This window comes from Allobaculum fili (assembly GCF_020969955.1).
GTDB classification, from domain to species: domain Bacteria; phylum Bacillota_I; class Bacilli_A; order Erysipelotrichales; family Erysipelotrichaceae; genus Allobaculum; species Allobaculum fili.
In genome coordinates this window covers 1-24,049 of record NZ_JAHDSX010000015.1, presented here as the reverse complement: position 1 = coordinate 24,049, position 24,049 = coordinate 1, and the positions used below count along the sequence as shown (strand labels likewise).

The 24,049-nt window shown below is 52.8% G+C and carries 21 protein-coding genes, 1 riboswitch and 1 other annotated feature; of the genes, 18 read left to right on the top strand and 3 right to left on the bottom strand.

The features are described from left to right. Positions 1 to 156 precede the first annotated feature (156 nt). Positions 157 to 1,311 carry a S1C family serine protease gene (locus tag Afil_RS05065; protein WP_230267478.1) on the bottom strand — a complete coding sequence of 385 codons (1,155 nt, stop codon included), beginning with the start codon at positions 1,309 to 1,311 and terminating at the stop codon, positions 157 to 159. 357 nt (positions 1,312 to 1,668) lie between these two features. On the opposite strand from Afil_RS05065, the gene Afil_RS05060 reads away from it, so the two are divergent. The 4 genes from Afil_RS05060 to Afil_RS05045 all read left to right on the top strand — a co-directional run bounded on the left by Afil_RS05060 (position 1,669) and on the right by Afil_RS05045 (position 5,893). After that, complete coding sequence (locus Afil_RS05060) at positions 1,669 to 3,675, top strand: hypothetical protein (RefSeq protein ID WP_230267476.1); 2,007 nt, start codon at positions 1,669 to 1,671, stop codon at positions 3,673 to 3,675. A 127-nt stretch (positions 3,676 to 3,802) separates the two neighbouring features. Further along, positions 3,803 to 4,078: a hypothetical protein gene (locus tag Afil_RS05055; RefSeq protein WP_230267474.1), complete on the top strand. Its 276-nt coding sequence runs from the start codon at positions 3,803 to 3,805 to the stop codon at positions 4,076 to 4,078. A 256-nt stretch (positions 4,079 to 4,334) separates the two neighbouring features. Next, positions 4,335 to 4,499: a hypothetical protein gene (locus Afil_RS05050; protein WP_230267472.1), complete on the top strand. Its 165-nt coding sequence runs from the start codon at positions 4,335 to 4,337 to the stop codon at positions 4,497 to 4,499. A 188-nt stretch (positions 4,500 to 4,687) separates the two neighbouring features. Next, the gene (locus Afil_RS05045) at positions 4,688 to 5,893 is read left to right on the top strand and encodes an NADP-dependent isocitrate dehydrogenase (RefSeq protein WP_230267471.1); all 1,206 of its coding nucleotides are present in this window, start codon (positions 4,688 to 4,690) and stop codon (positions 5,891 to 5,893) included. 172 nt (positions 5,894 to 6,065) lie between these two features. On the opposite strand, the gene Afil_RS05040 is transcribed toward Afil_RS05045, so the two are convergent. Then, a complete protein-coding gene (locus Afil_RS05040) occupies positions 6,066 to 6,617 on the bottom strand; it encodes a hypothetical protein (RefSeq protein ID WP_230267469.1) in 552 nt (183 codons plus the stop codon). Positions 6,618 to 6,751: 134 nt separating this feature from the next. Then, positions 6,752 to 8,077: a citrate synthase gene (locus tag Afil_RS05035; RefSeq protein WP_230267468.1), complete on the bottom strand. Its 1,326-nt coding sequence runs from the start codon at positions 8,075 to 8,077 to the stop codon at positions 6,752 to 6,754. Positions 8,078 to 8,234: 157 nt separating this feature from the next. Here Afil_RS05035 and Afil_RS05030 point away from each other — a divergent pair, with 157 nt between their 5' ends. From Afil_RS05030 to Afil_RS04965, 14 genes are all read left to right on the top strand, one after another. Further along, positions 8,235 to 10,157: an aconitate hydratase gene (locus tag Afil_RS05030; RefSeq protein ID WP_230267466.1), complete on the top strand. Its 1,923-nt coding sequence runs from the start codon at positions 8,235 to 8,237 to the stop codon at positions 10,155 to 10,157. A gap of 319 nt (positions 10,158 to 10,476) precedes the next feature. Then, a riboswitch (TPP riboswitch) is annotated at positions 10,477 to 10,581 on the top strand. Between the two features lie 440 nt (positions 10,582 to 11,021). Continuing rightward, positions 11,022 to 11,243 (top strand) — a binding site (T-box leader). Positions 11,244 to 11,408: 165 nt separating this feature from the next. Continuing rightward, complete coding sequence (locus Afil_RS05025; protein WP_230267464.1) at positions 11,409 to 12,533, top strand: ATP phosphoribosyltransferase regulatory subunit; 1,125 nt, start codon at positions 11,409 to 11,411, stop codon at positions 12,531 to 12,533. Beyond that, on the top strand, positions 12,530 to 13,165 hold the full coding sequence (hisG, locus tag Afil_RS05020) for an ATP phosphoribosyltransferase (RefSeq protein WP_230267463.1): 636 nt from the start codon (positions 12,530 to 12,532) through the stop codon (positions 13,163 to 13,165). The genes Afil_RS05025 and hisG overlap by 4 nt, the downstream gene beginning before the upstream one ends. Beyond that, the gene (gene hisD / locus Afil_RS05015; RefSeq protein WP_230267505.1) at positions 13,158 to 14,483 is read left to right on the top strand and encodes a histidinol dehydrogenase; all 1,326 of its coding nucleotides are present in this window, start codon (positions 13,158 to 13,160) and stop codon (positions 14,481 to 14,483) included. Before hisG ends, hisD begins: the two co-directional genes overlap by 8 nt. 3 nt (positions 14,484 to 14,486) lie before the next feature. Further along, on the top strand, positions 14,487 to 15,581 hold the full coding sequence (locus tag Afil_RS05010; protein ID WP_230267461.1) for a pyridoxal phosphate-dependent aminotransferase: 1,095 nt from the start codon (positions 14,487 to 14,489) through the stop codon (positions 15,579 to 15,581). Then, positions 15,574 to 16,152, top strand: coding sequence for an imidazoleglycerol-phosphate dehydratase HisB (gene hisB, locus Afil_RS05005; protein ID WP_230267460.1), 579 nt, complete (start codon positions 15,574 to 15,576; stop codon positions 16,150 to 16,152). Before Afil_RS05010 ends, hisB begins: the two co-directional genes overlap by 8 nt. After that, positions 16,149 to 16,793, top strand: a complete 645-nt coding sequence (hisH, locus tag Afil_RS05000; RefSeq protein WP_230267459.1) for an imidazole glycerol phosphate synthase subunit HisH — start codon at positions 16,149 to 16,151, stop codon at positions 16,791 to 16,793. The genes hisB and hisH overlap by 4 nt, the downstream gene beginning before the upstream one ends. After that, on the top strand, positions 16,790 to 17,527 hold the full coding sequence (gene hisA, locus Afil_RS04995) for a 1-(5-phosphoribosyl)-5-[(5-phosphoribosylamino)methylideneamino]imidazole-4-carboxamide isomerase (RefSeq protein ID WP_230267457.1): 738 nt from the start codon (positions 16,790 to 16,792) through the stop codon (positions 17,525 to 17,527). Before hisH ends, hisA begins: the two co-directional genes overlap by 4 nt. Continuing rightward, complete coding sequence (gene hisF, locus Afil_RS04990; protein WP_230267455.1) at positions 17,521 to 18,276, top strand: imidazole glycerol phosphate synthase subunit HisF; 756 nt, start codon at positions 17,521 to 17,523, stop codon at positions 18,274 to 18,276. The genes hisA and hisF overlap by 7 nt, the downstream gene beginning before the upstream one ends. Further along, complete coding sequence (gene hisI / locus Afil_RS04985; RefSeq protein ID WP_230267453.1) at positions 18,273 to 18,626, top strand: phosphoribosyl-AMP cyclohydrolase; 354 nt, start codon at positions 18,273 to 18,275, stop codon at positions 18,624 to 18,626. The genes hisF and hisI overlap by 4 nt, the downstream gene beginning before the upstream one ends. Further along, positions 18,616 to 18,945 carry a phosphoribosyl-ATP diphosphatase gene (gene hisE, locus Afil_RS04980; protein WP_230267451.1) on the top strand — a complete coding sequence of 110 codons (330 nt, stop codon included), beginning with the start codon at positions 18,616 to 18,618 and terminating at the stop codon, positions 18,943 to 18,945. The genes hisI and hisE overlap by 11 nt, the downstream gene beginning before the upstream one ends. Before the next feature lie 266 nt (positions 18,946 to 19,211). Next, positions 19,212 to 20,060, top strand: coding sequence for a hypothetical protein (locus Afil_RS04975; RefSeq protein ID WP_230267450.1), 849 nt, complete (start codon positions 19,212 to 19,214; stop codon positions 20,058 to 20,060). Between the two features lie 390 nt (positions 20,061 to 20,450). Beyond that, positions 20,451 to 21,173, top strand: a complete 723-nt coding sequence (locus Afil_RS04970; RefSeq protein WP_230267449.1) for a response regulator transcription factor — start codon at positions 20,451 to 20,453, stop codon at positions 21,171 to 21,173. Then, entirely contained in the window at positions 21,170 to 23,833 is a 2,664-nt protein-coding gene (locus Afil_RS04965; protein ID WP_230267447.1) for a sensor histidine kinase, read from the top strand. The genes Afil_RS04970 and Afil_RS04965 overlap by 4 nt, the downstream gene beginning before the upstream one ends. The last annotated feature ends 216 nt before the right edge of the window (positions 23,834 to 24,049 follow it).

Here is a 24,049-nt window from a genome sequence, read left to right as displayed (position 1 = left end):
CGAACAAAGACAATTGAGGAGATTCGGGAAGGAAGGCTGCTGCAGGTCAAATGCATTCAGAACCGATCAAAGCGGGTCAAAGAAAAAAGCCATTGGCAGCGCATAGCCGCCAATGGCAGGAAGGGATGAACAGCAGGGTTTATGTAAAGGGAAGGGTTAGTCTGCGGGGCCCTGGAGCGTGAGCTTCAGCGTCTGCTGCTGGCCGTCGCGTTCAACGACAATTTCAACTTCATCGCCGATTTTATGGCGTTTGAGGATGTTGCGTACATCCGAGGAAGAAGAAATTTCTTCGCCGTCAAACGAGATAATCTTGTCGCCGTATTTCACGCCGCCGGCATCTGCGGTTCCGCCCGGAACGATCTGTACAACGTATACGCCTGGATCAAGCGAGTTGTAGTTGAAGTAGCTGTCGGTGATGTCCTGCAGGCTGACATTCAGAACTGGACGGGAAGTGACTTTACCGTTGCTGATGAGATCGTCAATGACGTTGGTGACATCGCTGATTGGAATGGCGAAGCCAAGACCTTCAATACCGGTATCGGACTGCTTGGCGTTGACAATGCCGATCAGATTGCCGTTGGCATCGAACAGACCGCCGCCCGAGTTGCCCGGGTTGATGGCTGCGTCGGTCTGGAGCAGCGTCATCGTTTCGTTTTCAATCGTGATTTCACGGCCGACTGCGGAAATGATGCCGGTTGTAACAGTGCCGCCCAGCGAGCCGAGCGGATTGCCGATCGCGATTGTCGCTTCGCCGACTTTAATGTCATCGGAATTGCCGATGGTGGCTGCCGAAAGGCCCTGCGCATCGATTTTGATGACGGCGATATCCGTCTGCGGGTCGGTGCCGCAAAGGGTAGCCGGGTATTCCTTGCCGTCAAAGGTCTTAACGGTAATCGTATCCGCATCTTCCACAACGTGGTTGTTGGTAACGATGTAGCCGTCTTCGCTCAGGATAACGCCCGATCCGGCGCCCTGCGCGGTGTACTGGCCGAAGATGGAGTTGCCGGAGCTTACCGATTCCGTCGTAATTTCCACAACGGAAGGACGGAGCCTGGCCACAACATCCGATACATCGGTTACGGTGTAGCCGGCTGTCGAGGTTGAACCGTTCGAGGACGAATTTGCGGTATTGTCCGAAGTTTTATAAGCCGGCTGCGAAGGCTGGCTTGCCGCATTTCCAAAATAGGAACCCGCAAAGCCTGCCGCGCCGGAAAGAAGAACCGTGCAAAGGCCGATGACCGCTACACTGGTGTAAATCTTACGGTTGGAAGACTTTCTGTTCGGTACTCTTGGGGGTGTGTTATTTGCCATACTAAACTCCTTTCGATATGAATTTTTTCCTTGGTTATCTTTGATGGTTTCAGTATATCGCTCTGTTTTAAAGCAAGCTTAAAGATGCCCTTGAACCATTTTGTAGGAAAAAATAATCTTTCACGGTACAATGACGTTCTGTATGCTTTTCGCATCACGCCTGTAAAAACATACTGCAAGTCCCCCGGTGCGCAAAACCCCAGAAGCGGTTTGTGAAAACGGGAGTTTGCAGCGGTACGGACGGGCGATCCGGCCGATAAAGAAAGGCGTTTCGCGCTTTTGCGATTTGTTCATGTGAGAGTGCAAAAATGGCGAGAATGATATACTAATAAGGAAAGAATGGATTGGAGGCTACGTATGTCCAAAAAAGATACAGCTGCGAACAGCACTGAAGAAATTGTAAAACCAGAGCCTGCCGCAAAAGCGAGTGCCGCTTCGAAGAAAAGCACCCCCGCAAAACCGGCAGCTTCCAGAAAAGCTCCCGCAAAAGCATCTGCCAAGGAAGCCGCAGATTCCGATAAAAAACCTGTAAAAGCCGCAAAAGCGCCAGCGAAGAAAGCTGCTGCTGAAAAGGCAAAACCAGCCGCGAAAAAGACGGCTGCCAAGAAAGCCGCAAAACCGGCTCTCGTGGAAAACAGCGATCAGACCCAGGCAGAAATCAATGCGAACATTGATATGCTCAAGGCCGAAACCGCAGGCGGCGTTGCCTACGAAAAGGCTGTAGATGCCATCGTAGACAAACAGCAGGAAAAGGTGGCAGAAAAAGCTGTTGCCGCAAGCGATCAGACCGTTGCCGAAGTGAATGCTGCCAAAAAAGTTCTCGCTGAAGAAACCAAGGCCGGCGTGGAAGTTATGGAAGGCATCGCAGCGGAAGCCAAAAAAGTCGCTGCGGAAACCGTTATTGCTGATGAAGCCGCAGACGGTGTAAAAATCATGGAAGGCATTGACGCCCTGGCCGAGAAGAAAGCTGCTCCAAAAACAAAAAAAGCCCCCGCAAAAAAGGCTGCTGAAAAGAAAGCCCCCGCTAAGAAAACGACAAAGAAAGCTGCCAAAGCATCTGCCGCTGTCGTAGAAGCGTATGAAGAAAGTCAGAGCGATCAGACGAAAGCGCAGATCGAAGCCGGTCTGAACGCCACAGGCGCCGAAGTAAAAGCCGGCGTGGAAGTCATGGAAGGCGTCGCGAAACTCACCGCAGAAGAAACTCCAGTCCGCGCAGAAGACGCAAGCCGTAAAGTGCTCGCGGCCAAAGCGGCTGCCCATACGTTCGGTCAGGTAAACCTCGCTGCCCGCAGCGCCAAGGATTCTGCCGAAGCCAGGAAAACCTTTAAGAAACCGGCACGCAAAGCTGCTAAGAAAGTCGAAAAAACCGACAAGGAAGCCGCTGCGGAAGCCATTAACAAGCTGATTCCGGAAATTGTATCCAACATGGATCCGGAAACTGCCGCCAAACGCTGTGAAGAAGCCGCTATGGCCAGCCGTAAAGTGCTCGCTTCCAAAGTGCGCCCGGCCAAAGGCGCTGCCAAAGCCGCTATCACACATATGAGCGCGGAAGAAAAAGCGTTCTACGATACGCTCGATGACAATACGCTCATGGATATGATGTCCGCTGTAGGCGTCGATATGGATCTCGATACGCTGCTTGGCGAACTCACCCGTGCCAAGAGCATTGAAGAAGCCGTAGACGCGTACGAAAAACTCGCCGACAAGACCGAAAAGAAATACGTATTCGAAGTCGACGGATTCTCGAAAAACGTGATCGAATACCTCTGCGACCGTCTGACTGCCCGTATTCCGAATAAAGCCGAAGACAACCGCAAGCTTGCTGAAAAGATCGCGAAGGATGTCGATCGCATGCTGATCAACGAAGGCATCAACGACTCCGCCATTTACAAGGATCTGTTCGATGATGTACGTCAGGTTCTCGTCTATGCCCAGCAGAACGGCATCGAATCCCTCGAAGAAATGGAAACCATTATCCCGGCGGATCTTCACGGCCTGCTCGACCGCTTCATGACCGTTGCCTACACGATCCTGGCCGGCTGGCAGTACAACGATGTGAAGTACTACGAAGGCTTCCTCTATGGCGTCATGGCTCAGTTTGAAGACCTGGCGTCCTGGCAGAACCGCGCCCTCATGGATATCGCCGACCTGTACATCAAGCACGGCGACTACGCCAGAGGAAACGACGGCTACTCTTACGTTCTGCGTGAGAACCAGCTCAAGGATCAGATTTACTACCGCTTCGCCAGCGTTTACGAATCCTTCGATCTGCAGAGAGCCAAAGGCATCGTCCGCGATGCGCTCCGCGTCATTGACGGCCGTTACGACTACTATCCAAAACTGATCGAGATTCTCGAGAAGTAATATTTTCTCATTCTGAAATCCCCAGTGCCGGACAGAATTGCGTTTCTTTCTGTCCGGTTTTTCTTCAATGTGGGGTACACTTAACACGACACGCAAGTCCGAACACAAATTAACAGGAGGTCAGATCATGTCCACTTCAAGTTCAAGCAAGATCCCAGCCTGGATCATTTCCTGCCTGGAACAGTATGGAAACTGTGCCTGTGGCTACCGCATTACCAAACAGCTTGGCAAACAGGGGCTTCTCGATACCCTTGAATCCATGGGATATCCCTGTGAGCTCGAGATTATCGGCGAGCCCAAGGAAGATGAAGAACTCCCCGCAGACGGAACGTATATTCTTACCCTGCACAAACCTTCTTCTGCTTCAGAAGAATCCGAAGAGGAAGAGGAAGCGCAGGAATAGCGATCTCACTGCTCCCACAAGAAAAGAGACGGTCTTCGGACCGTCTTTTCCTGTGGGCGGAAACGCGCAGCGGGGAGATCAGGAAGGCATTGCCGGGCAGACTTTCGATCGTGTCCGTAAGGGCGCCCCCGAATCATGGTAAAATGAGCGAAGACAAGTTTGCAAAAAGGATCTTTCCAATCCGTCCTGCGGACCTTCCAATCGAAGATCTGCTGGAATGCATACAGAACGAAAAAACGGAAAGCGGGGAGAGTATATGGCCGAGCCGAAAACCAAAATGGAAAAGGATCTGGAACGAAATGAAATCGAACTTCTCAAAGAAGAAGTCGCTTCTTTGAAAAAGGTAAAAACCGGATGGATGATCGCAGCCATTATCAGCTTTGCGCTCTTCGCCATCACGCTTGGCATTCTCTTTGCGTAGGCGATCCAGTCCGAAAACAGACGTTTAATCTCAGGAAAAGAAAGGCGGACCAGAACGGCCCGCTTTTTGTATTTTGGAAAAGAGTACTCAAAACCCATGGAAAGCCAGTCGAAACAATGGAACCGGCCCCGGCAGGTTTGAAAACCATTTTCACTCTGATTAGAATAAATGCGTTGTGAGGAAAATTTATGAAAATTCAGATGAAAATACCGCTGGTCGAAATGGACGGCGATGAAATGACCCGCGTACTGTGGTCTCAGATTAAGGAGATCCTGATTCTTCCGTACGTGGATCTGAAGAGCGAGTACTACGACCTTTCCCTGGTCAACCGGGAAGCGACGAAGGATCAGGTCACCATCGATGCAGCGCTGGCTAACAAAAAATACGGCGTCAGCGTCAAGTGTGCGACCATTACCCCCAATAAGCAGAGGGTTGAAGAATACGGCCTTTCCGAAATGTGGAAATCGCCGAACGGTACGATCCGTGCCATTCTGGATGGAACCGTCTTCCGTACGCCGATCATGGTCAGCTCCATTAAGCCGGCTGTTCGCACCTGGGAAAAGCCGATCACGATTGCCCGTCACGCTTTTGGCGACGTGTACCGGGCTTCGGAAATCCGCGTAGAAGAACCCGGCGTAGCCCGTCTTGTCTTTACCGGCGATTCCGGCATTGAAATCGAAGAAGAAATTGCCCGTTTTGAAGGCCTGGGCGTTTTGCAGGGTCAGTTCAACAAGGATTCTTCCATTTATTCCTTCGCGCGCAGCTGCTTTGAATTTGCGCTGTCCGCCAGACAGGATCTCTGGTTTTCCACAAAGGATACGATTTCGAAAAAGTACGATCACCGCTTCAAGGATATTTTCCAGGAAGTGTACGACCAGGAATACCGGGCCCGGTTTGAAGCGGCTGGAATTGAGTATTTTTACACGCTGATCGATGACGCGGTTGCCCGTGTCATCCGCTCGAAAGGCGGCTTTATCTGGGCGTGCAAAAACTACGACGGCGATGTCATGTCCGATATGGTTTCCACCGCGTTTGGCTCGCTGGCCATGATGACGTCCGTTCTGGTTTCTCCGGACGGCAACTACGAATACGAAGCTGCACACGGTACCGTCACCCGGCATTACTATCGCTATCTCAAAGGCGAAGAAACGTCCACCAACCCGGTGGCTACCATTTTTGCCTGGAGCGGTGCGCTGCGCAAACGCGCGGAATTCGACGAGATTCCCGAACTGATTCATTTTGCGGACGATCTCGAAGAAGCGACGCTGCAGACGATTGAAGACGGCGAAATGACCGGCGATCTGGTCGCGCTCTGCGACCGTCCGGCCACTAAGCTGAACTCGACCGAGTTCCTGCAGGCGATTGGCCGCCGTCTCGAAGCCCGCATCGGCTAAAACGAAAAGATTAAACGCCCATTCGAACGCAAAACGACCGCGACCCGGAACAGTCCGAAATCGCGGTCGTTTTTCTATGTGCAGAGGGTAAAACAAAATCCAGAACGATGGAAACGCCATGAAACGCAGGGAAACCGCCGTATGGATTCGGCCGCTCTTGCATGCCGCTGTACTAATGAATCGTTTTTCCAAATTCGAGAAGTGCGCGCATTCCATTTTCGTGATAGGGCAGATTTTTTTCCTTCTTGTTAATCATCCAGACGTATTTTTTGCCGGCTTTGGTCGTGATGGTAATCGCGCGGGCAAAGGGCAGAAAGCCGTTGGCGGGACGGTTTTTGAAGGAAGCGATGTCTTCGCGCAGAAGACGGATGCCTTTTGTGGTGGAAAGATCCATGCGTGCTGCCGCGAACACGCCGTCGCGCTTGTTTTTGCGAACCAGCGGAAGCAGGTTCAGGCCGTCATCGCAAATCTGCACCAGATAGCCCCCGTAGGCGGAATCGACATCCGAAGTCATGGCTGTGCCGGCGCCCCCTAAAATCATGGCTGTCGTAGGCCAGGTCGAATAAACAATCAGATAGTCTTCCTTTCCTTTGGGAAGATGACTGCTCTTAAATAAGTCTTTGATTTTCTCTTCAGTATTAAAATCGTCAAGCATAATAAATCCGCCTTTCGTACTCTGACCAGTATAGCAGAAACCAACGGCCAGAAAACGTCTGTTTTCCATCGGTAAGCATTGCCAGGATGCATCCAGACGAGGCCGCAAAAATCCTTTTGTCTTCGAAAAAACTCTGCCTTTTCAAAAAGAAAAACGCATCGTCTTTTCCTGAGAGTTCCGGGACTGGACGATGCGTACGAATTTTACTGGGTTTCGCCGGGCTGTTTTGTCCGCGCCTCTTGCAAGACTTTCGGAACACGGTGTTCGCCGACATAAATGTTGGCTGGTCGAATCAGCTTGCGATTGTTCTGCCGGTTTTCCAGATGATGGGCAATCCAGCCGGCGCAGCGGCTGGTCGCAAAGAGCGGGGTAAAGAGCGACTGGTCGATGCCAAGCATGTGATAGGCAAAGCCGGAATAGTAGTCGACGTTGGCGCAGACGTGCGTGCCCTTGCGCTTTTTCATCGTGGCGACCGCCGCTTTTTCAAAGCGGTCCATCAGTTCGAACGTTTCCAGTTCGCCTTTTTCCTGCGCCAGCCGGCGGACTTCTTCCTTGATCAGCTGACAGCGCGGATCGCTTTTCGTGTAAATGGCGTGGCCGATGCCGTAAATCAGACCCGAACCGTCGCCTTCTTTTTTATCGAGAATGTCTTCGCAAAGCTGAAGCACGTCTTCATCGCTCGAATCCTTGTTCAGCTTTTTCAGAAGCATCTGCGTCTGTGCGCCGACTTTGCCGGCGGCACCGCCATGCTTCGGTCCCTTGAGCGAGCCGATGGCCGCGGAAATGCACGAGTAAATGTCGGTACCGGTGGAAGAAATGACGACATCCGCGAAGGTGGAGTTGTTGCCGCCGCCATGATCCGCGTGCAGCATCATCAAAACGTCCAGCACTCTGGCTTCCTGCTTCGTGTAGGGCTGGTTGTCTCTGGCCATCCAGAGCACGTTTTCCGCAAAGCCGGCGGCGGGAAGGGGATAGGAAGAAATTTTCTTATGCGAGTAGACCGAGAACACGAAAAGAGGCAGAGAAGAAAGAATGCAAAGTCCCTTCATCATGCGGTCCTCCAGCGTATCGGTATCGGGGTTGTGATCGAGGCCGTACAGTTTGAGAACTTCGATCTGCATGGCGTTAAGCAGATCCTTGGTCCGGTACGTTTCAAAAACGAGACTGCTCGAAAAGTGATGCTTGATCGCGTACTGAAATTCTCCGAGTTCCGCCGGGCTGGGCAGCTTTCCGAAAATGAGAAGAAAAGCGGCGGTTTCGTAGCCGCGGATTTTTGAATCGAGCTTTTCCATGGCGACCAGATCCTTAATGGAGTAGCCGCGGTAAATCAGCTCGCCGTCGATCGGGCGCTTATGGTTTTTGACCATCTCGTAGCCGATGACATCGCAGATGCGGGTCAGGCCGACTTTGACGCCGGTGCCGTTTTCATTTCGCAGCCCCTGCTTCACGTGATAAATGGAATACAGATCCGGCTCGATCGAATTGTCCGGCAGACAGTCGCGATAAACTGCTTTCAGAGAAGTGCTCATAAAAAAAGACCCCTTTCTTCGCTCAATGTTTGAGTCAGTATAACAAAGTGAAACACATTTCAAACATTGAAAACGGGAAATCGGGTTTTTCAGAAAGAAAAAACTTCCGTTTACAACCGATTTGATATCATTAGAAGAAAAAATGGAAGGGACGACTATGAAGAAGACTCTGACTCAAAAAATTCTCGATTCACACGTACTCAACGATGCCCATACCCCGGGCACACCCGCGGATCTGCGCATTGATCAGACCCTCACCCAGGATGCAACCGGCACGATGGCCTACATTCAGCTCGAAGCCATGGGCGTAGATCAGGTGCAGACGGAACTTTCCGTTTCGTATGTCGATCACAACACGCTCCAGTCCGGTTTCATGAACGCGGATGACCATGCCTATCTGCAGTCTGTAGCCGCTAAGCACGGCGTTCTGTTTTCCAGACCCGGCAACGGGATCTGCCATCAGGTACATCTCGAACGGTTTGCCCGTCCGGGCAAGACGCTGATCGGTTCGGATTCCCACACCCCGACGGCCGGGGCCATGGCCAGCTTTGCGATGGGCGCCGGCGGCCTCGATGTTGCCAAGGCGATGGCGGGTCTGCCTTATACGATTGCCTATCCAAAAGTCGTTGAAGTGCGCCTGACGGGAAAGCTTCCCCATGGCGTTTCGGCCAAGGACATCATTCTTGAACTTCTGCGCCGCCGCAGCGTAAAGGGCGGCGTAGGCAAAGTGTTTGAATATACCGGAGACGGCGTAAATTCGCTTTCGGTTTACCAGCGCGCGACCATTACGAACATGGGCGCGGAACTCGGCGCAACGACATCCATTTTCCCTTCGGATGAACGCACCCGCGAATTTCTGAAGCGACAGAACCGGGAAGAAGACTGGATCGAACTGAAAGCTGACGAAGGCGCCGTTTATGACGACGTCGAAATCATCGACCTGTCCACGCTGGTTCCGGCTGCCGCCTGTCCAAATTCTCCGGACGCGGTCAAATCCATCGAAGAGCTCGCCGGAAAGAAAGTCGATCAGGTCGCTATCGGCTCCTGCACCAACTCTGGTTTTGAAGATCTGATGAAAGCTGCTGCCATTCTTGAAGGCAAAACGATTGCGCCAAACGTTTCACTCGTCGTTTCGCCGGGCAGCCGTCAGGTTCTCATTAAGCTGATGGAAAACGGTGCGCTCCAGACGTTTGTCAAAGCCGGCGCGCGCATCCTCGAATGCACGTGCGGTCCCTGCATCGGCATGGGCCAGTCTCCAAAAAGCGAAGGCGTCTCTTTGCGTACGTTCAACCGCAACTTCTACGGCCGTTCCGGAACGAACTCAGCGGGCGTTTACCTCGTTTCGCCCGAAACCGCCGCGGCCAGCGCGATTGCCGGCGTGTTCGCCGATCCGCGCGCGATCGACTATCCGGACAGCGATTTTATTGAACCCGTTTATATCGACGATTCCATGATTCTTGCGCCAAGCGAGCATCCGGAAGACGTGGAAATTGTACGCGGCCCCAACATTAAGCCGCTTCCGATCAACGATCCGCTGCCGGATGCGTTCGAAAAGAAAGTCGTCATCAAGCTCGAAGACAACATTACGACCGACCACATCGCTCCAGCCGGTGCGGAAGTGCTGCCGTATCGTTCCAATATCGAAAAGCTGTCGACTTTCGTGTTCCGCAACAATAAGGAAGGCTTCGACAAAATCTGCAAAGCCAATAACGGCGGTATTATCGTAGCCGGCGAAAACTATGGACAGGGAAGCAGCCGCGAACATGCGGCGCTCGCCCCGATGTATCTGGGCATCAAGGCGGTTCTGGCCAAATCGTTTGCGCGAATTCACCTGGCCAACCTCATCAACTTCGGCATTCTTCCGCTCACCTTCCAGAATCCGGAAGACTATGACGATATCGACGAGATGGACGTGCTCACGTTCGAAAATCTGCACGACCTCGACCCAGAACAGGGACTTCGCGTCATCAACCAGACCAAAGGCCATACGTATGTTCTCAACAGTCAGTTTGGACTGGAAGATCTGCCTACGCTCTATGTGGGCGGCACGCTGAACTATATCCGCTCCCAGCAGAAATAAAGAAGACTCTGCAAAGCTCAGAAAAAATGCGTCGGACGTTCATCCGGCGCGTTTTTTTTCTGGGCTGGACAAGCCATCGCCCAATCGCTCGATTTTTCGGTTTTCCGTCTGTCCGGATTTTGCCTTCACGGCTTTTCTGTGGTATCGATTCTTTATCCTGTCCGATCCGCTTTGCGGAGGGCATGATTTGAGACGTACGGATTATGATGTCTGCTGCACTGTCAGAGAAAGCGCTTAGAACGGCGACCGCCGCTCGGGAAAGGCTGTATGGTACGCAAAGCCTTTCCTTTTTTCACATAGAGCCTACAATAAAGAAAACGAGAACAGCACGGGAGCTCACAAATGAGCTGAGAGGGAGCTGGGCGCTCCGACCGCTAACCTGATTTGGATAATGCCAACGGAGGGAATTCTGCAGAAATAATCGCGGAGACAGCCGAAGGCGCTGTTTCCGTTTTTTCATGCAGAAAGGAGGCGTACACCCGGCTTTCGCACACGCGAAAGAGAGAAATAAAACGAGAAATCGATAGCCTGTCCCCGCTTCTGCTGCTTTCGTGCGGCCGGATCGCACTGAAGACAGACTTTGCGCATATTTTTACTGCCTTTAAAAGAAAGCGGCCAGAAGGGCAAAGGGAAAGCGTCTTTGCCTGAGGGAGAATCGATTTGTTCGAGCAGGAAGTTCTCAGCCTGGGAACTTCTTTTCTTTTTGGATGGAAAGTGAAGACACAGCGGTCAAAACGTCTTTGAAGAACGCACAAAGCGTCTGAAAAATGTAAGAAAATGAAACATTCGCCGGAAGACCTTTGTAAACTGCGGGAGGGAAAGTTGACACCGCACAGGGCGATTTATAAAATCTGGAATAAATTCACAAAGGCGCAGAAGGGCACCAGTACATCTTTGAACTGAGCAGAGAGCTTCCGTACGGTGAAAGGAAGACAGAGACAGGATGGAATCACAGCCCGGAGCCGGATTCAGGAAATGGGATCCCGGATGTCTCCGTTAAAGGACAGACTGTCTTTTCAGTTGCAGAGGCGTTCTTCGCGAGGAGAACGTAAAAAAAGGTGGGATCACGATACTTTCGTCCTTTGGGGTGAAAGTTTTTTTGTTTCTACGGCTGGATTTTGACGGATTTGAAAAATTCAAAACCGTCTGGACAGTCAGAAATTTAAGCCAGAAACGCCAGGAATGGCGTAAACCCGTAAACGATCAGAACAAAGGGATGGATCTTTAGATCCATTCCGGAAAGGATTTGTCATGGAACTGAGAACCCCGTTTGGATGTCGAGACGCGCTCTCGCGCGATGTGCGCAAGCAAAAAGCCTTATGTTCGCAGATTCTCGATGTCTTTGATGCCTTTGGCTTTGAAGAAGTCAGCACGCCGGCGATGGAATACTACCAGACGTACAATCAGGCGTTTTCCAATCTCGAAGACCGGCAGATGGTCAAGCTGTTCGACGAAAACCAGGATATTGTCACGCTCCGAATGGACATGACCATTCCGATCGCCCGCATCGCCGCGACCGCCCTGAAAAACGCGGCTCATCCGCTGCGTCTGTCCTATTTGAGCGATGTGTGGAAACTGCGCAAAGCCTATACCGGAAAAGCCATTCAGACTCTTGACTGCGGCGTCGAACTGATCGGCAGCACCGACGATCTGCAGGTTCTGATCTGCGCGCTGGAATCGCTCAAGGCGCTGCAGTCGTACGGTCTGAAAGACTGGCGTCTGGAAATGTCGGATGCGCGTCTGCTTTCCGACGCGGCCCGTCTGGTTTTTGATGACGAAGACGATATTGCGACGCTCGCGGATCTGAGTGATAAGAAGTCGATGGTCGAACTGCAGAACTTTCTCGATGAAAAGCATCTCGACCAGAACATACGGCGCTATTTCCTGCACCTTCCGCTGCTCGACGGCGGGTTTGAAACCCTTGAAAAAGCCAAGGCACTCGCCTTCGATCCGTCGACTGTAGCCGTTCTCGAAGAGCTCGAAGCGACTGGTCGTTTTCTGGAAGAAGCCGGCTACGGCGAGATGATCGGCTTTGATCTGGGCAAGCTGCCGCATCTCAACTACTACACCGGCATCATTTTTGAAGCGTTCGTTCCCGGCGCTTCGAACGCGGTGCTTTCCGGCGGCCGTTATGACAATCTGATGAGCGCTTTTGGAAATTCGATGCCCTCCATCGGATTCGCCTTTAAAATCAATCCGTTAGTGGCTCTCCTTCCGGATCAGGAAGAGCGCCGCAAAATCGTGCTGGCCTATCCGCCGCACAAAGCCAGAGAAGCCTTTGCGGAGGCGGCGCGCATCCGCAAAAATTTCGCCGTTTGCCTGCTGGAAGAAGAAGGCCTGGAAGACATTGAAACCCGAATGGAGGTACGCCCATGAGTCTGACGATTGCGCTGACCAAAGGCCGGCTCGAAGACAAAACGCTGACGATGCTCGAAGAAGCCGGCTACGGAACCGAAAAAGTTCGCAACAAAGGACGGGCGCTGATTTTGCCCGATACGGTACACGACATTCGCTACGTGCTCGTGAAATCCAACGACTGCATTACGTACGTCGAGCACGGCGCCGCCGATCTGGGCGTCGTCGGCAAGGATACGCTTCTCGAAAACCCGGCGGACTATTACGAAATGCTGGATCTGAACACCGGCAAGTGCCGCTTCATTGTCGCGGCGCTGCCCGATTCGGATCTGTTTACCAAAAAAGGACGCGTGCGCATCGGTACGAAATACCCGCACGTCGCCCGAGAATACTTTCTGAAACGCAACATGGACGTGGAAATCATCAAGATCGACGGGTCGGTAGAACTTTCGCCGCTGATCGGTCTGGTGGACGGCATCGTCGACATCATGGAAACCGGCAGCACCCTGAAAGCCAACGGCCTGCAGGTACTCGATACAGTCTGCGAGATTTCCGCGCGGGTCATTGTGAACAAAGCCAGCTGGAAGCTGAAGAAAAAGGAAATTGAACAGGTCCTTCTGGATCTGCAGAAAGCGGTGAGTGAAAATGCTTAAAACCATTGGAAAAGACGACCGGGCTGAACTGAAAGCCTACCTTCAGAGCCGTGCGTATGAAATTTCGCCGGACATGCTGGTGAAGACCAGTTCCATCATTGAAAAAGTCCGTTCCGGCAAAAATCAGGCGCTCCACGATCTGACCCTTCAGTTTGATCGCATCGATCTGGACGATCCTATCGTTTCTAATGAAGAGCTCGAAGAGCAGGCGGCCAAAGCCGATCCGCAATTTGTCGCGGCCATGCAGGAAGCCGCCCAGAACATTCTGGCTTACCACGAAACGCAGGTGCAGACGCCGCAGTCTCTGGAAAAAGAAGACGGTGTATACCTCGGCTGGCGGGTGCTGCCGCTCGATGCGGTCGGCATTTACGTCCCCGGGGGTCGGGCGCAGTATCCTTCTTCCGTATTAATGAACGCGATTCCGGCCAAAGTGGCCGGCGTTCGCCGCATTGTCATGACGACGCCTCCGGGAAAAGACGGAAAGATTTCACCCAACCTGGCGGCCGCGGCGAAAATTGCGGGCGTCACCGAAATTATCAAAGCCGGCGGCGCGCAGGCGGTCGCCGCACTGGCGTATGGTACAGAAACGATCGCGCCGGTCGATAAAATTACCGGCCCTGGAAATATGTACGTCGCTGCAGCGAAAAAGCTGGTTTTTGGAAAAGTCGATATCGACATGATCGCCGGACCCAGTGAAATTCTCGTCGTTGCGGACGAAAACGCCAATCCGGATCATGTCGCTTCCGATCTGCTTTCCCAGGCGGAACACGACCCGATGGCATCCTCGATTCTGGTCACCACCAGCGAACCGCTCATCGAAGCGGTCAATCAGGCGCTGCGCGAACAGACGGACGTTCTGCCGAAAAAAGAAATTATTGAACAGTCCCTGGCTTCTTTTGGAACCGCCATTCTGACCGATACGATGGATGAAGCCATTGAAATTTCCAACGAAATCGCACCGGAACACCTCGAACTTCAGGTGGAAAACGCGATCGACTATTTGCCGCTCGTTAAAAACGCCGGCAGCGTCTTCCTCGGCTATACGACGTGCGAAAGCATCGGCGACTACTTCGGCGGCACCAACCACGTTCTGCCGACCAGCGGCACAGCCCGCTTCTCTTCCGCTTTAGGCGTCGACGCGTTTACCAAAAAATCTTCTTATATGTATTACTCCGATCAGGCCCTTCAAAAGAATGGACACAAGATCATTCGCATGGCGCAGGAGGAAGATCTCGAAGCGCACGCCAACGCGGTGCGCATCCGCGTGCACGACGCGTCCGAAAACCAGGATGAGATCGAGCGCGAGGAAGGGGAGTAAGCCATGGGCTATACCTATGAAGCGCACAGCCACCAGGGCGTCCTGCTCAATGCCAACGAATCGTCCAGACCCTGGGATTCCCGCATCCTCGATACGTTTCACGCGCTGCTTCAGGAGAGCGCGCTTAACCGCTATCCCGATGACGACGCCATCGAACTGCGCAAGGCCATCGGGAAGCAGACCGGTCTGAAGCCGGAAGAAATTGTCGTGGGTAACGGCAGCGACGCGCTGCTGCAGCTGATGATTACCACGCTTTGCCGGGATGGAAAAACGCTGGTCATGCTCAATCCGGACTTTGGCATGTACCGCTTTTACGCCGGCTGCATCCAGTCCGATACGTGTCTGTATGATACCGCGTGGGACGGTTCGTTTGATCTCGACGATTTTGTCCGCTTCGCTAAAGAACACAATGCAGGACTTGTCCTGCTTTCCAACCCGAACAATCCGACCGGGCATCTGTTAACCCGCGAGGAAATTGACCGGCTGGCGACTATGCTCGATCCGATTGTTCTGGCTGCGGATGAAGCGTATATGAACTTCTGTGATCAGTCGGCTCTGAATCGGATTGAAAAACATGACAATCTGATCGTCACGCAGACGCTTTCCAAAGCCTGGGGTGCCGCGGGAATTCGGCTGGGCTATCTGAGCGCTTCGCCGCAGCTGCTCGAGAAGCTGGCTTTGTATAAAATCGTCTATTCGATTTCGACGCTTGATCAGCTCGCCGCACGTGCTGTTCTGGCCCATCCGGAAATCATGGAAGACTATCTGAACGTCATCGTCGACGAGTCGAACCGCATTCAGGACGAACTCAAAGCCCTCTCCTCTCTGGAAGCGGGCGAATTTCACGCCAATTTTTATGCGCTGCGTCCAAAGGACGATCCAAAATCGATTGAAGCGCTCGAACAGGCGTTTGAAGAGGCTGGCATTACCGTTCGTACGTACGGCAATAAGGAGCGCATCCGCATTACGATCGGCCTGCCCGAAGAAAACGACCAGGTTTTAGCCATTCTTAAAGCCTTTAATGACAGAAACGCAAACCATTCAGAACTTTCGAAGAGCGAAAATTTCGAATTTTCCAAAGGAGAAGAGCATGCGTAAATCGAATGATCGCCGTGTTACAAAAGAAACCCAGATCGAGATCGCGCTCGATCTCGATGGAACAGGCGAAGCCTCCATTGCGACGCCCATCGGCTTTTTTAACCACATGCTTGAGCTGTTCGCCTTTCATTCCGGCATGGATCTGCGTCTGAAAGCGGACGGCGATGTCGATGTGGACGACCATCATCTGATCGAGGATACCGGGATTTTATTAGGAAGCCTCGTTCGAAATGCCCTGGGCGACAAGCGCGGCATTGCCCGCTACGGAAACTGCCGCCTGCCGATGGACGAAAGTCTTGCGCAGGTCGATCTCGATTTTTCCGGACGCCCGTATCTTGTACTGGACGTACAGTTTCACCGGGAATCGATCAACGGCTTTTCCACGGAAATGATTGAAGAATTTCTGCGCGCCTTCGCCTTTAACGCGGGGCTGACGCTGCATGTCCACGTGTATGGCAAAAACGATCACCACCAGATCGAAGCCATTTTTAAAGGACTGGGCCGGGCGATCCGTCAGGCCATCCGGATTGAAAGCGACCGTCTGCCGTCGACGAAAGGGGTGCTGGAATGATTGGAATTATTGATTATGGAATGGGCAACCTCCATTCCGTGACGTCCGCCTGCAGCCATCTGGGTCTGGAGACGAAAATCGGTTCTTCGCCAGCGGAGCTCGAAGACTGCTCCAAGCTCATTTTGCCCGGGGTCGGCGCGTTTGAAGACATGATCGGCGCTCTGCACAAAAACGGCCTGTATACATGGCTTCTGAAAAAAGTCAAAGAAGATCGCATCCCGCTGCTCGGCATTTGTCTGGGCATGCAGGCTCTGTACGAGCGTTCGTTTGAATTTGGCGAACACGAAGGTCTTGGCCTTCTGCAGGGAAGCGTGAAAGCCATGGAGCCGATTGAATTTCATGAAGACGGAACAGCGATTACGCTGCCGGTTCCGCAAATCGGCTGGAACCGTCTGTACTGCGCTTCGAATTTTCCAATCGCGAAAGAAATCGAAGCCGATCCGTACGTATATTTCGACCACAGCTACGCGGGTATGGACTGGAATCCGTCCGAGCTGGCGGCGTACTGCAGCTATGGACCGTATACGGTTCCGGCCATCGTATGGAAAGACAACGTTCTGGGCTGCCAGTTTCATCCGGAAAAATCCGGAACGACGGGACTGCGTATTCTGGAATGGTTTGGAAAGGAGTTTGGCGCATGATTATTTTTCCAGCCATTGACATTCTCGGCGGCAAGCCGGTTCGCCTGCGTCAGGGCGACTACAATCAGGCCAGTCAGGTCGCTGCCGATGTGCTGAGCACCGCCGCTTCGTTTGAAAACGACGGCGCCGAGTTTATTCATCTCGTCGATCTGGACGGCGCCAGAGCCGGTCATCCCGTCAACGATGAACTCATTTTAAAAGCCGCAAACGCACTCCATATTCCAGCGGAAGTGGGCGGCGGCATCCGAACAAAAGCCGATGCGAAACGCTACCTCGATCATGGCATGCACCGCATCATTCTGGGCACAGCGGCTCTGGAAGATTTGCAGATGGTCAAGGACCTTTGTGAAGAGTACGGCGATCGGATCGCCGTCTCGCTTGATGCAAGAGACGGCCGGGTCATGGTCGCCGGCTGGCTCGAAGATGGCGGCATCGAACTCGATGACGCCGTAAAACAGATGGAAGAGGCTGGTGTTCAAACTTTGATCGTTACGGATATCCGCAAGGACGGCATGCTCATGGGCCCTTCCTTTGATCTGATGGAGCATCTTTCTTCCTTTACAGACTGTCAGCTGGTCGCTTCCGGCGGCGTCAGTCAGCTGAGCGATATTGAGCGTCTTGCAAAGCAGAATCTGTATGGCGCCATCGCCGGCAAGGCGATTTATTCCGGATCGCTCTCCTTAAAAGAGGCGATTGCGGCCGGAAAAGGCGTGGGGGAGGATGCGTCATGTTAGTGAAACGAATCATTCCCTGTCTGGACGTACGCGATGGCAAAGTCGTCAAGGGCGTTCATTTTGAAGGCATTCAGGAAGTCGGGGATCCGGTGGAGCTGGCCAGAAAGTATAACGACCAGCGTGCGGATGAGCTCGTCTTTCTCGACATTACAGCCACCTGGCAGGGCCGCAAGACGATGGTCGAAACCGTAGCCCGCGTGGCTGAACAGGTTTTTATTCCGCTGACCGTAGGCGGGGGCATTTCCTCGATCGAACAGATCCGTGATCTGCTCAATCACGGCGCGGACAAAGTGTCTCTGAATTCCGCCGCGCTCGATCATCCCGAACTGATCGAACAGGCCGCGCACATGTACGGTTCGAGCTGTATTGTGCTGGCGGTCGATGCCAAGCGGCAGCCCGACGGTTCCTGGCACTGCTACAAAGCCGGCGGCCGGATCGATACCGGACGCGACGCGATCGAATGGATTCGAGAAGGCGTGCGTCTTGGCGCCGGAGAAATTCTTCTGACGAGCATGGATGCGGACGGCACAAAGCAGGGCTTTGACCTCGATTTGTGCAAAGCCGTTCGAAAGGCCGTCAGCGTGCCGCTGATCGCTTCGGGCGGCTGCGGCAAGCTCGAAGATTTTGCGACAGTCTTTGAAGAAGACGCCGCGGATGCTGCCCTGGCTGCGTCGCTTTTTCACTACGATGAGCTGAGCGTAACGGATGTTAAAGACTATTTGAAAGGAAAGGGGATTGCGGTTCGATGACGGGCAAGGATTTCGATCTCGATTTTGAAAAAGGCGGCGGACTCATCCCGGCCGTTGTGCAGGACGCCAAAGATGGCACCGTTTTAATGGTCGCCTGGATGAATGAAGAAGCGCTGGAAAAGACGCTGGAAACGAAAAAAGCAACCTTCTGGTCCAGAAGCCGCAATGCGCTCTGGATCAAAGGCGAAACGTCCGGCAATTTCCAGATCGTTCAGTCGATGTACAAGGACTGCGACGGGGATACGCTGCTCGTTCAGGTAGAAAGTACCGGTCCTGCCTGTCATACGGGCAATCGCACTTGTTTTTATCGCAAGCTGGAAAGCTTTGAGGAGAAAGAGCATGAAGAATAACGAAATGCAGGAACTGTACGAAACCGTCATGGATCGCAAAGCCAATCCGGAAGAAGGCTCGTATACGGCGTATCTTTTTGGAAAAGGCGAAGAAAAGATTCTCAAAAAAGTCGGCGAGGAGTGCACGGAAGTCATTATCGCCTCGCTCAGTCAGGACAAGGAACATCTGATCGGCGAAATGGGCGATCTGCTGTATCATCTTTGCGTGCTGATGGCACAGAAGGATGTCAGCTGGCATGAAGTCGAAGCCGAACTCGCGAAGCGTTCGCTTAAAAAGCACAATCTGAAAGCCGAACGCCGCCCGGTTGAAAACTACTAGGCATCCAGTTAGACTATCTATTCCAGACAAGAAATAATCTAGAATCGGAAGCCGTACAAAAGTGCCCGATTTCATCTCGTCTGTACAGAGAGCAAGACTCCTCTCTGAAATCCTGCGCGTTTCCCCGGGAAATGCGCTTTTTTCACGATACCGGCCTGCCTTGCAGGCTGCCGGAAAAAGCGGTACAGACAATCTTTCAAAATTGATAAGAATTTCACAGGATAAGTTTTGACACCAGACAGTAAACTGGAAAGCGAGGTGAGCGCATGGACTCGGCAATACAAAAAAAGACAAATCCTAAAGCGGTCTACAACGGATCAAAACGCCGGTCGGCTCCGTCCGCTTCGTCCTGGCGCGCAGGATGGAAGAAATTTTGTGACCGGACGCGCTTCTGGACAAGGCACTGCAGCCGAAATATAAAAAAGTACTGGAAGAGCTCGCTGTTCTGGTTTGGCGCCGGCAATGTCGGCATGGCCAGCGGCCTGCTTCTGGCTTCCGGGGAAGGATCCCGGATCCCGTTTACAATTCTGATCAGCCTGCTGCTTTCCTTTCTCATGGTCTGCGGCCGCTTTAAATTTGAAGAAGCGATGCGAAACCTTGTCCTGTGCGTCGTTGGTCAGATATTGGCCGGTCTGCTCATGGATGTTTCGAGCATGATCACCCTGGTATTTTGCGGACCGATCGTTTTGCTGGTGAGCTATCCGTGCTGGTTCTGGCTCACGCGCTGCGACTGGGAAGCGAGCGCCGGCCGGTGGGGGCTGTACTTCGTTTTGCTTCTGCTCGGTCTGCTTGCCGTACCGGAGCGAAGACTCGTTTTCATTCTTTTACTGATCGTGCTGATAACCGGCGTCCATCTGTTCTGTACCGGCGGCATGCGGCCGATCCGCTTTCGCCGCCCGGTCAGAAGCGCCGAACGAGTGCATGCACCAAAGTCGAAGCATCGAAACCGTGCGAATGCGGGTCTGGAACATACCTCGCTGCAGAGCGTCATGCTCGAGCGGGCCAGACGAAAGGCGATGGAAGATCGAGCGCGCCGGCTGGCCGGTCTTTCGGATCTGCAGGAAAACCGGACCGGGGAAAAGAAAGCCGTACGCAATAAAACGGCGGTCCGATAAGGGCAAAAAATGCGGATCGAATCCCTGGATGGTCCTGCTTTATGAAGCGCTTTTGCTCCGCAGTCTGCGGGGCTTTTTTTACGGAAATCGGCAAGAATTCTCTCCAACTGGAGAGTGTTTGGAGAAAGCTATCTGCAGCCTTGCATCGCATCTGGTCCATCCAGAGGGCTTCTGGAAAAATTCTTCCGGCCATCTGAAGGTTTTCTTAAAAAAGCGCGCAGATGCATACGGCGCTTTATACTGAAAGCATAGTGTCTGCTTAAGAAAAGCCTGTGCAGACACCAGAATTAGAAGATAAAACCAGACTGGAAGCTCTGGCGCGAACATACGCGGCAGGCAAACGGGAAATTCCGATCCGTCTGGAGACAGGAAAAGAAAGAGGGGAACACGATGAACCATACGATTCTTGTTGTTGAAGATGAAAAGGGGCTTCGCGATGCGATTGCGATTTATCTTCGTTCACAAAACTACGAGGTCCTGCTGGCCGCCAACGGCGCACAGGGCCTGGAAGAGCTTGGCAAAGCGGGAGACAAAATTCATCTGGCCATCGTCGATCTGATGATGCCGGTCATGGACGGTCTGACCATGATTCAGGAAGTCCGTAAAAATTATGATTTCCCGATTATTATCCTTTCGGCAAGATCCGAAGAAGTCGATAAGATCAACGGCCTGACGATCGGTGCCGACGACTATCTGACCAAGCCGTTTTCGTCCATGGAACTGCTCGCCCGCGTCAAGGCGCAGCTGCGCCGCTACGACAGTTTTCTGGAAATGAAAAACGCCAAGGATGAACCCGATAACGCTTCGCTCGTCAACCGCGATCTGTCTCTGAATCCGATGACCAAGGAAGTGTTTGTCCGCAATGAGCCGGTGCATCTTACCCCGAAGGAATTCCAGATTCTTGAACTGCTCATGCGCCATCCCGAGCGTGTCTATTCCGCAGCCGAGATTTATGAGCTGGTCTGGAAAGAAGATGCGATTTCGACCGAAACCATTACCGTCCACATTCGAAAACTGCGTGAAAAAATCGAAGAGGATCCGAAAAAGCCGCAGTACATTCAGGTGGTCTGGGGCCTCGGCTACAAAATGCGCAAAGATCCTCTGACGGCATGATAAGCGGAGCCCGGCTGATCGAGCCGGCTTCGACGGCAAGTCTGGACAGCACGCAGAGCGCGCCGAATACAGCCTTTGAAGACGAGCCCAAAAGCAGCACCAGCTTTCAATCGGCAAAGCCGGAACTGAAAAAAAGCGGGAAATCGAACGGTGCGAAAGTGTTTACCTGCCTGCTTTGCATTTTGCTGCTCATCCTGAGTACGCTGGCGACCAAACTGACGTCCAAAATTACCCTGCAGGGGGAAGAAACGCTCGATGTCTTTACCGAAGCGCTGGCCCCGTCGCTCGAAGCCATGGCGGTGGTCCGGGCCAGATCGCTAGTTCCGGGCACCGAATGGCTGAAAACGGATGAGGAAACCGATTCGACGATACGGCAGTACATCGAGGAAAACGCCGGCAACAGCATTCGCTCTTCCGCCGAATCTCTGGCGCGCGATTCCAACCTCGCCTGGATTATCCGCTACGGCGGAAACGAGTATTCCCACAACTGGAAAGATTCGTATAACCAGACCGACGGTGCACTCGACTACACGATCCGCTCTTCCGCGGGCGGCATCACGTATTCCGGGGCAATTCAGCCGGACGTCTCCTTTTCGAGGGCGCGTTCGATTCTCGTCAATCCGGCGCTCGTTCCCGAAGAGCGGCGCAATTCGCCAAGCGGCTGCGAATACGCGTATTCGCTGGTGCTCCCGGACGATTTTTCCATTCATTACTACGTACCCAAAACGCTGCAGCCCAACGGCGGCGTAGTCGCCCGCGTCGCTGCGGACGTCAACCAGACCGGATTTGATTTCTGTATGTTATACGGATCCATCGTCGTGGTTCTGTTCGTCCTGCTCTTTCGCTACCGGCTGGAAGAAGGGCTGCCTTTACTGACACAGCTCAGCCGGATGAAGGCGCTGTTTGCGATTCTCGTTCTTGGCGGTATGTACGCGATTCTTTCCCCAGGCCTGAACCGTGTCACGATGAATTTTGCGAACGGTTCGCTGAAGGCGCAGTACCTTTCCTTTGCGATGAACGACTGGCAGGCGGAACTGGTCGCCTGGGCGACCGTCATTCTGCTCTGGTTCCTGGTTTTTATGACTGTCGCGTTGATCGCGCTCTACATTAAGCGCATTTTCAAAATGGGTCCGGCAGCTTTTGTGGAACAGGATTCTCTTTGCTACTGGGGTTATGTGCATGCCCAGGACTGGATTCTGGAAAGCTTCTCTTCGCAAAACCGGCACATGCCCGTATTCCGTCTGACGATACTATCTGCTTTATGGATCGTTCTGACGGGAGCATTCATGCTTCTTGGCGTCCTGTTTTTCGACCTTTTTGGACTGATTGCGGCTGTGCTGATCAGCTGCCTGATCGCCATTCTTTTTGCAGTCGGCATTGCCAAAGCCATCTCGCAGGATTTTCAGCACGTTCTGGATGCTTCGCATTCTCTGGCCATGGGCAACTACAGCGAGTTCAAGCCGGAAAAAGCCGGCATGTTCAATCCGATCGTCAGTGATCTGGTCCATATTGCGGGCAATTACGAAAACGCGCGCAACGAAGGACTGGCCAGCCAGGTGTCCAAGTCCCAGCTGATTTCCAACGTTTCGCACGACTTGAAGACGCCAGTAGCGGGCATTCAGAGCTATTCCGAGCTCATCAGCATGTCCGACAACATGGACGATATTCATCATTACGCCAGCCATCTTCAAAATTATTCCGCCCGTCTGGCTTCGCTGATTGAAGACCTGTTTGATATCACCAAGGCGACCAGCGGCGATATCGTACTCGATCTCGTTCACATCGATCTGTGTGAACTGGTCGAACAGGTGCAGGCCGAATGGATCGATACGCTGGCGGAAAAACAGCTCGAAACGATTATGAATCTGGACGGACCGGTCATGATCGATCTCGATCCGAACAAGATGGTCCGCGTCATCGACAACCTGTTTTCCAATATCCGCAAGTATTCGCTGCCCGGCTCCCGCGTATTCATTACCCTGATCAACCGCGGTTCGAGCTGCGAGCTGATTTTCCGCAATACGTCAGCAGACATTCTCGACTTTGATCCCGAACAGATCATGGAACGTTTCGTACGCGGCGATGCCAGCCGTCACGAAGCGGGAAGCGGTCTGGGTCTGGCGATCATCAAAAGCTTTGTCGAAGTCCAGAACGGCGACTTCATCATTCAGACCGACGGCGACATTTTCAAAGCCATCATGAGCTTCCCGCTCGATCCGGCCGAAAACATTCCGCTCGCCGATTCGAAAGAGAAGAGTGCGGTTCGTGCGGATACCGGCAAAGCGGAGCCTGTCCTGGATGACGAATCGTCCGTGCAAAACGGGGAAGCCGTCGACGACGTTTATGTTCAAGAAGAACCGGCCAGCCCGTCTGTTCTGGAAGAAGAACTTACTGGAAAAGAACCTGCACCCAAAAAGCCTTCCAGTCTGGAAGAGACCATGCAGGCCTCATCGAAACCGGAAACAGCCACTGTACCGCTGCCCGAAACAAAGACGGAGGAAATCCGGACTTCCAAAACGACGAATCCAGTAAGCGTCAATCCAGAGACGGATCCGCTGCTTCTGGCCTCGATTACCAGTCTTCAAAAAGAAGGCCGGCTGTCTGCCGATTCCGAAAAAAAGAATGAGGAGAATGCTCCGGGCTATTCAGACGGGAAATAATTCTGGACTCTTAAATCAAGCCGAATTCGAAAAGTACACGAATTCGGCTTTTTCCTTTCGCTTTTTGAAAAAATGAATGTTAATAAATACGTAAGCGTCAAATAAAAGACGGGTATTTTCTCGACCGCCTCCTTGGGATAATTCCTTTATTCAAGGAGGCTTTTTCATGGAATCAATCATCCCTGCAATCGATCTCGGTATCGATTTCTCCAAAGT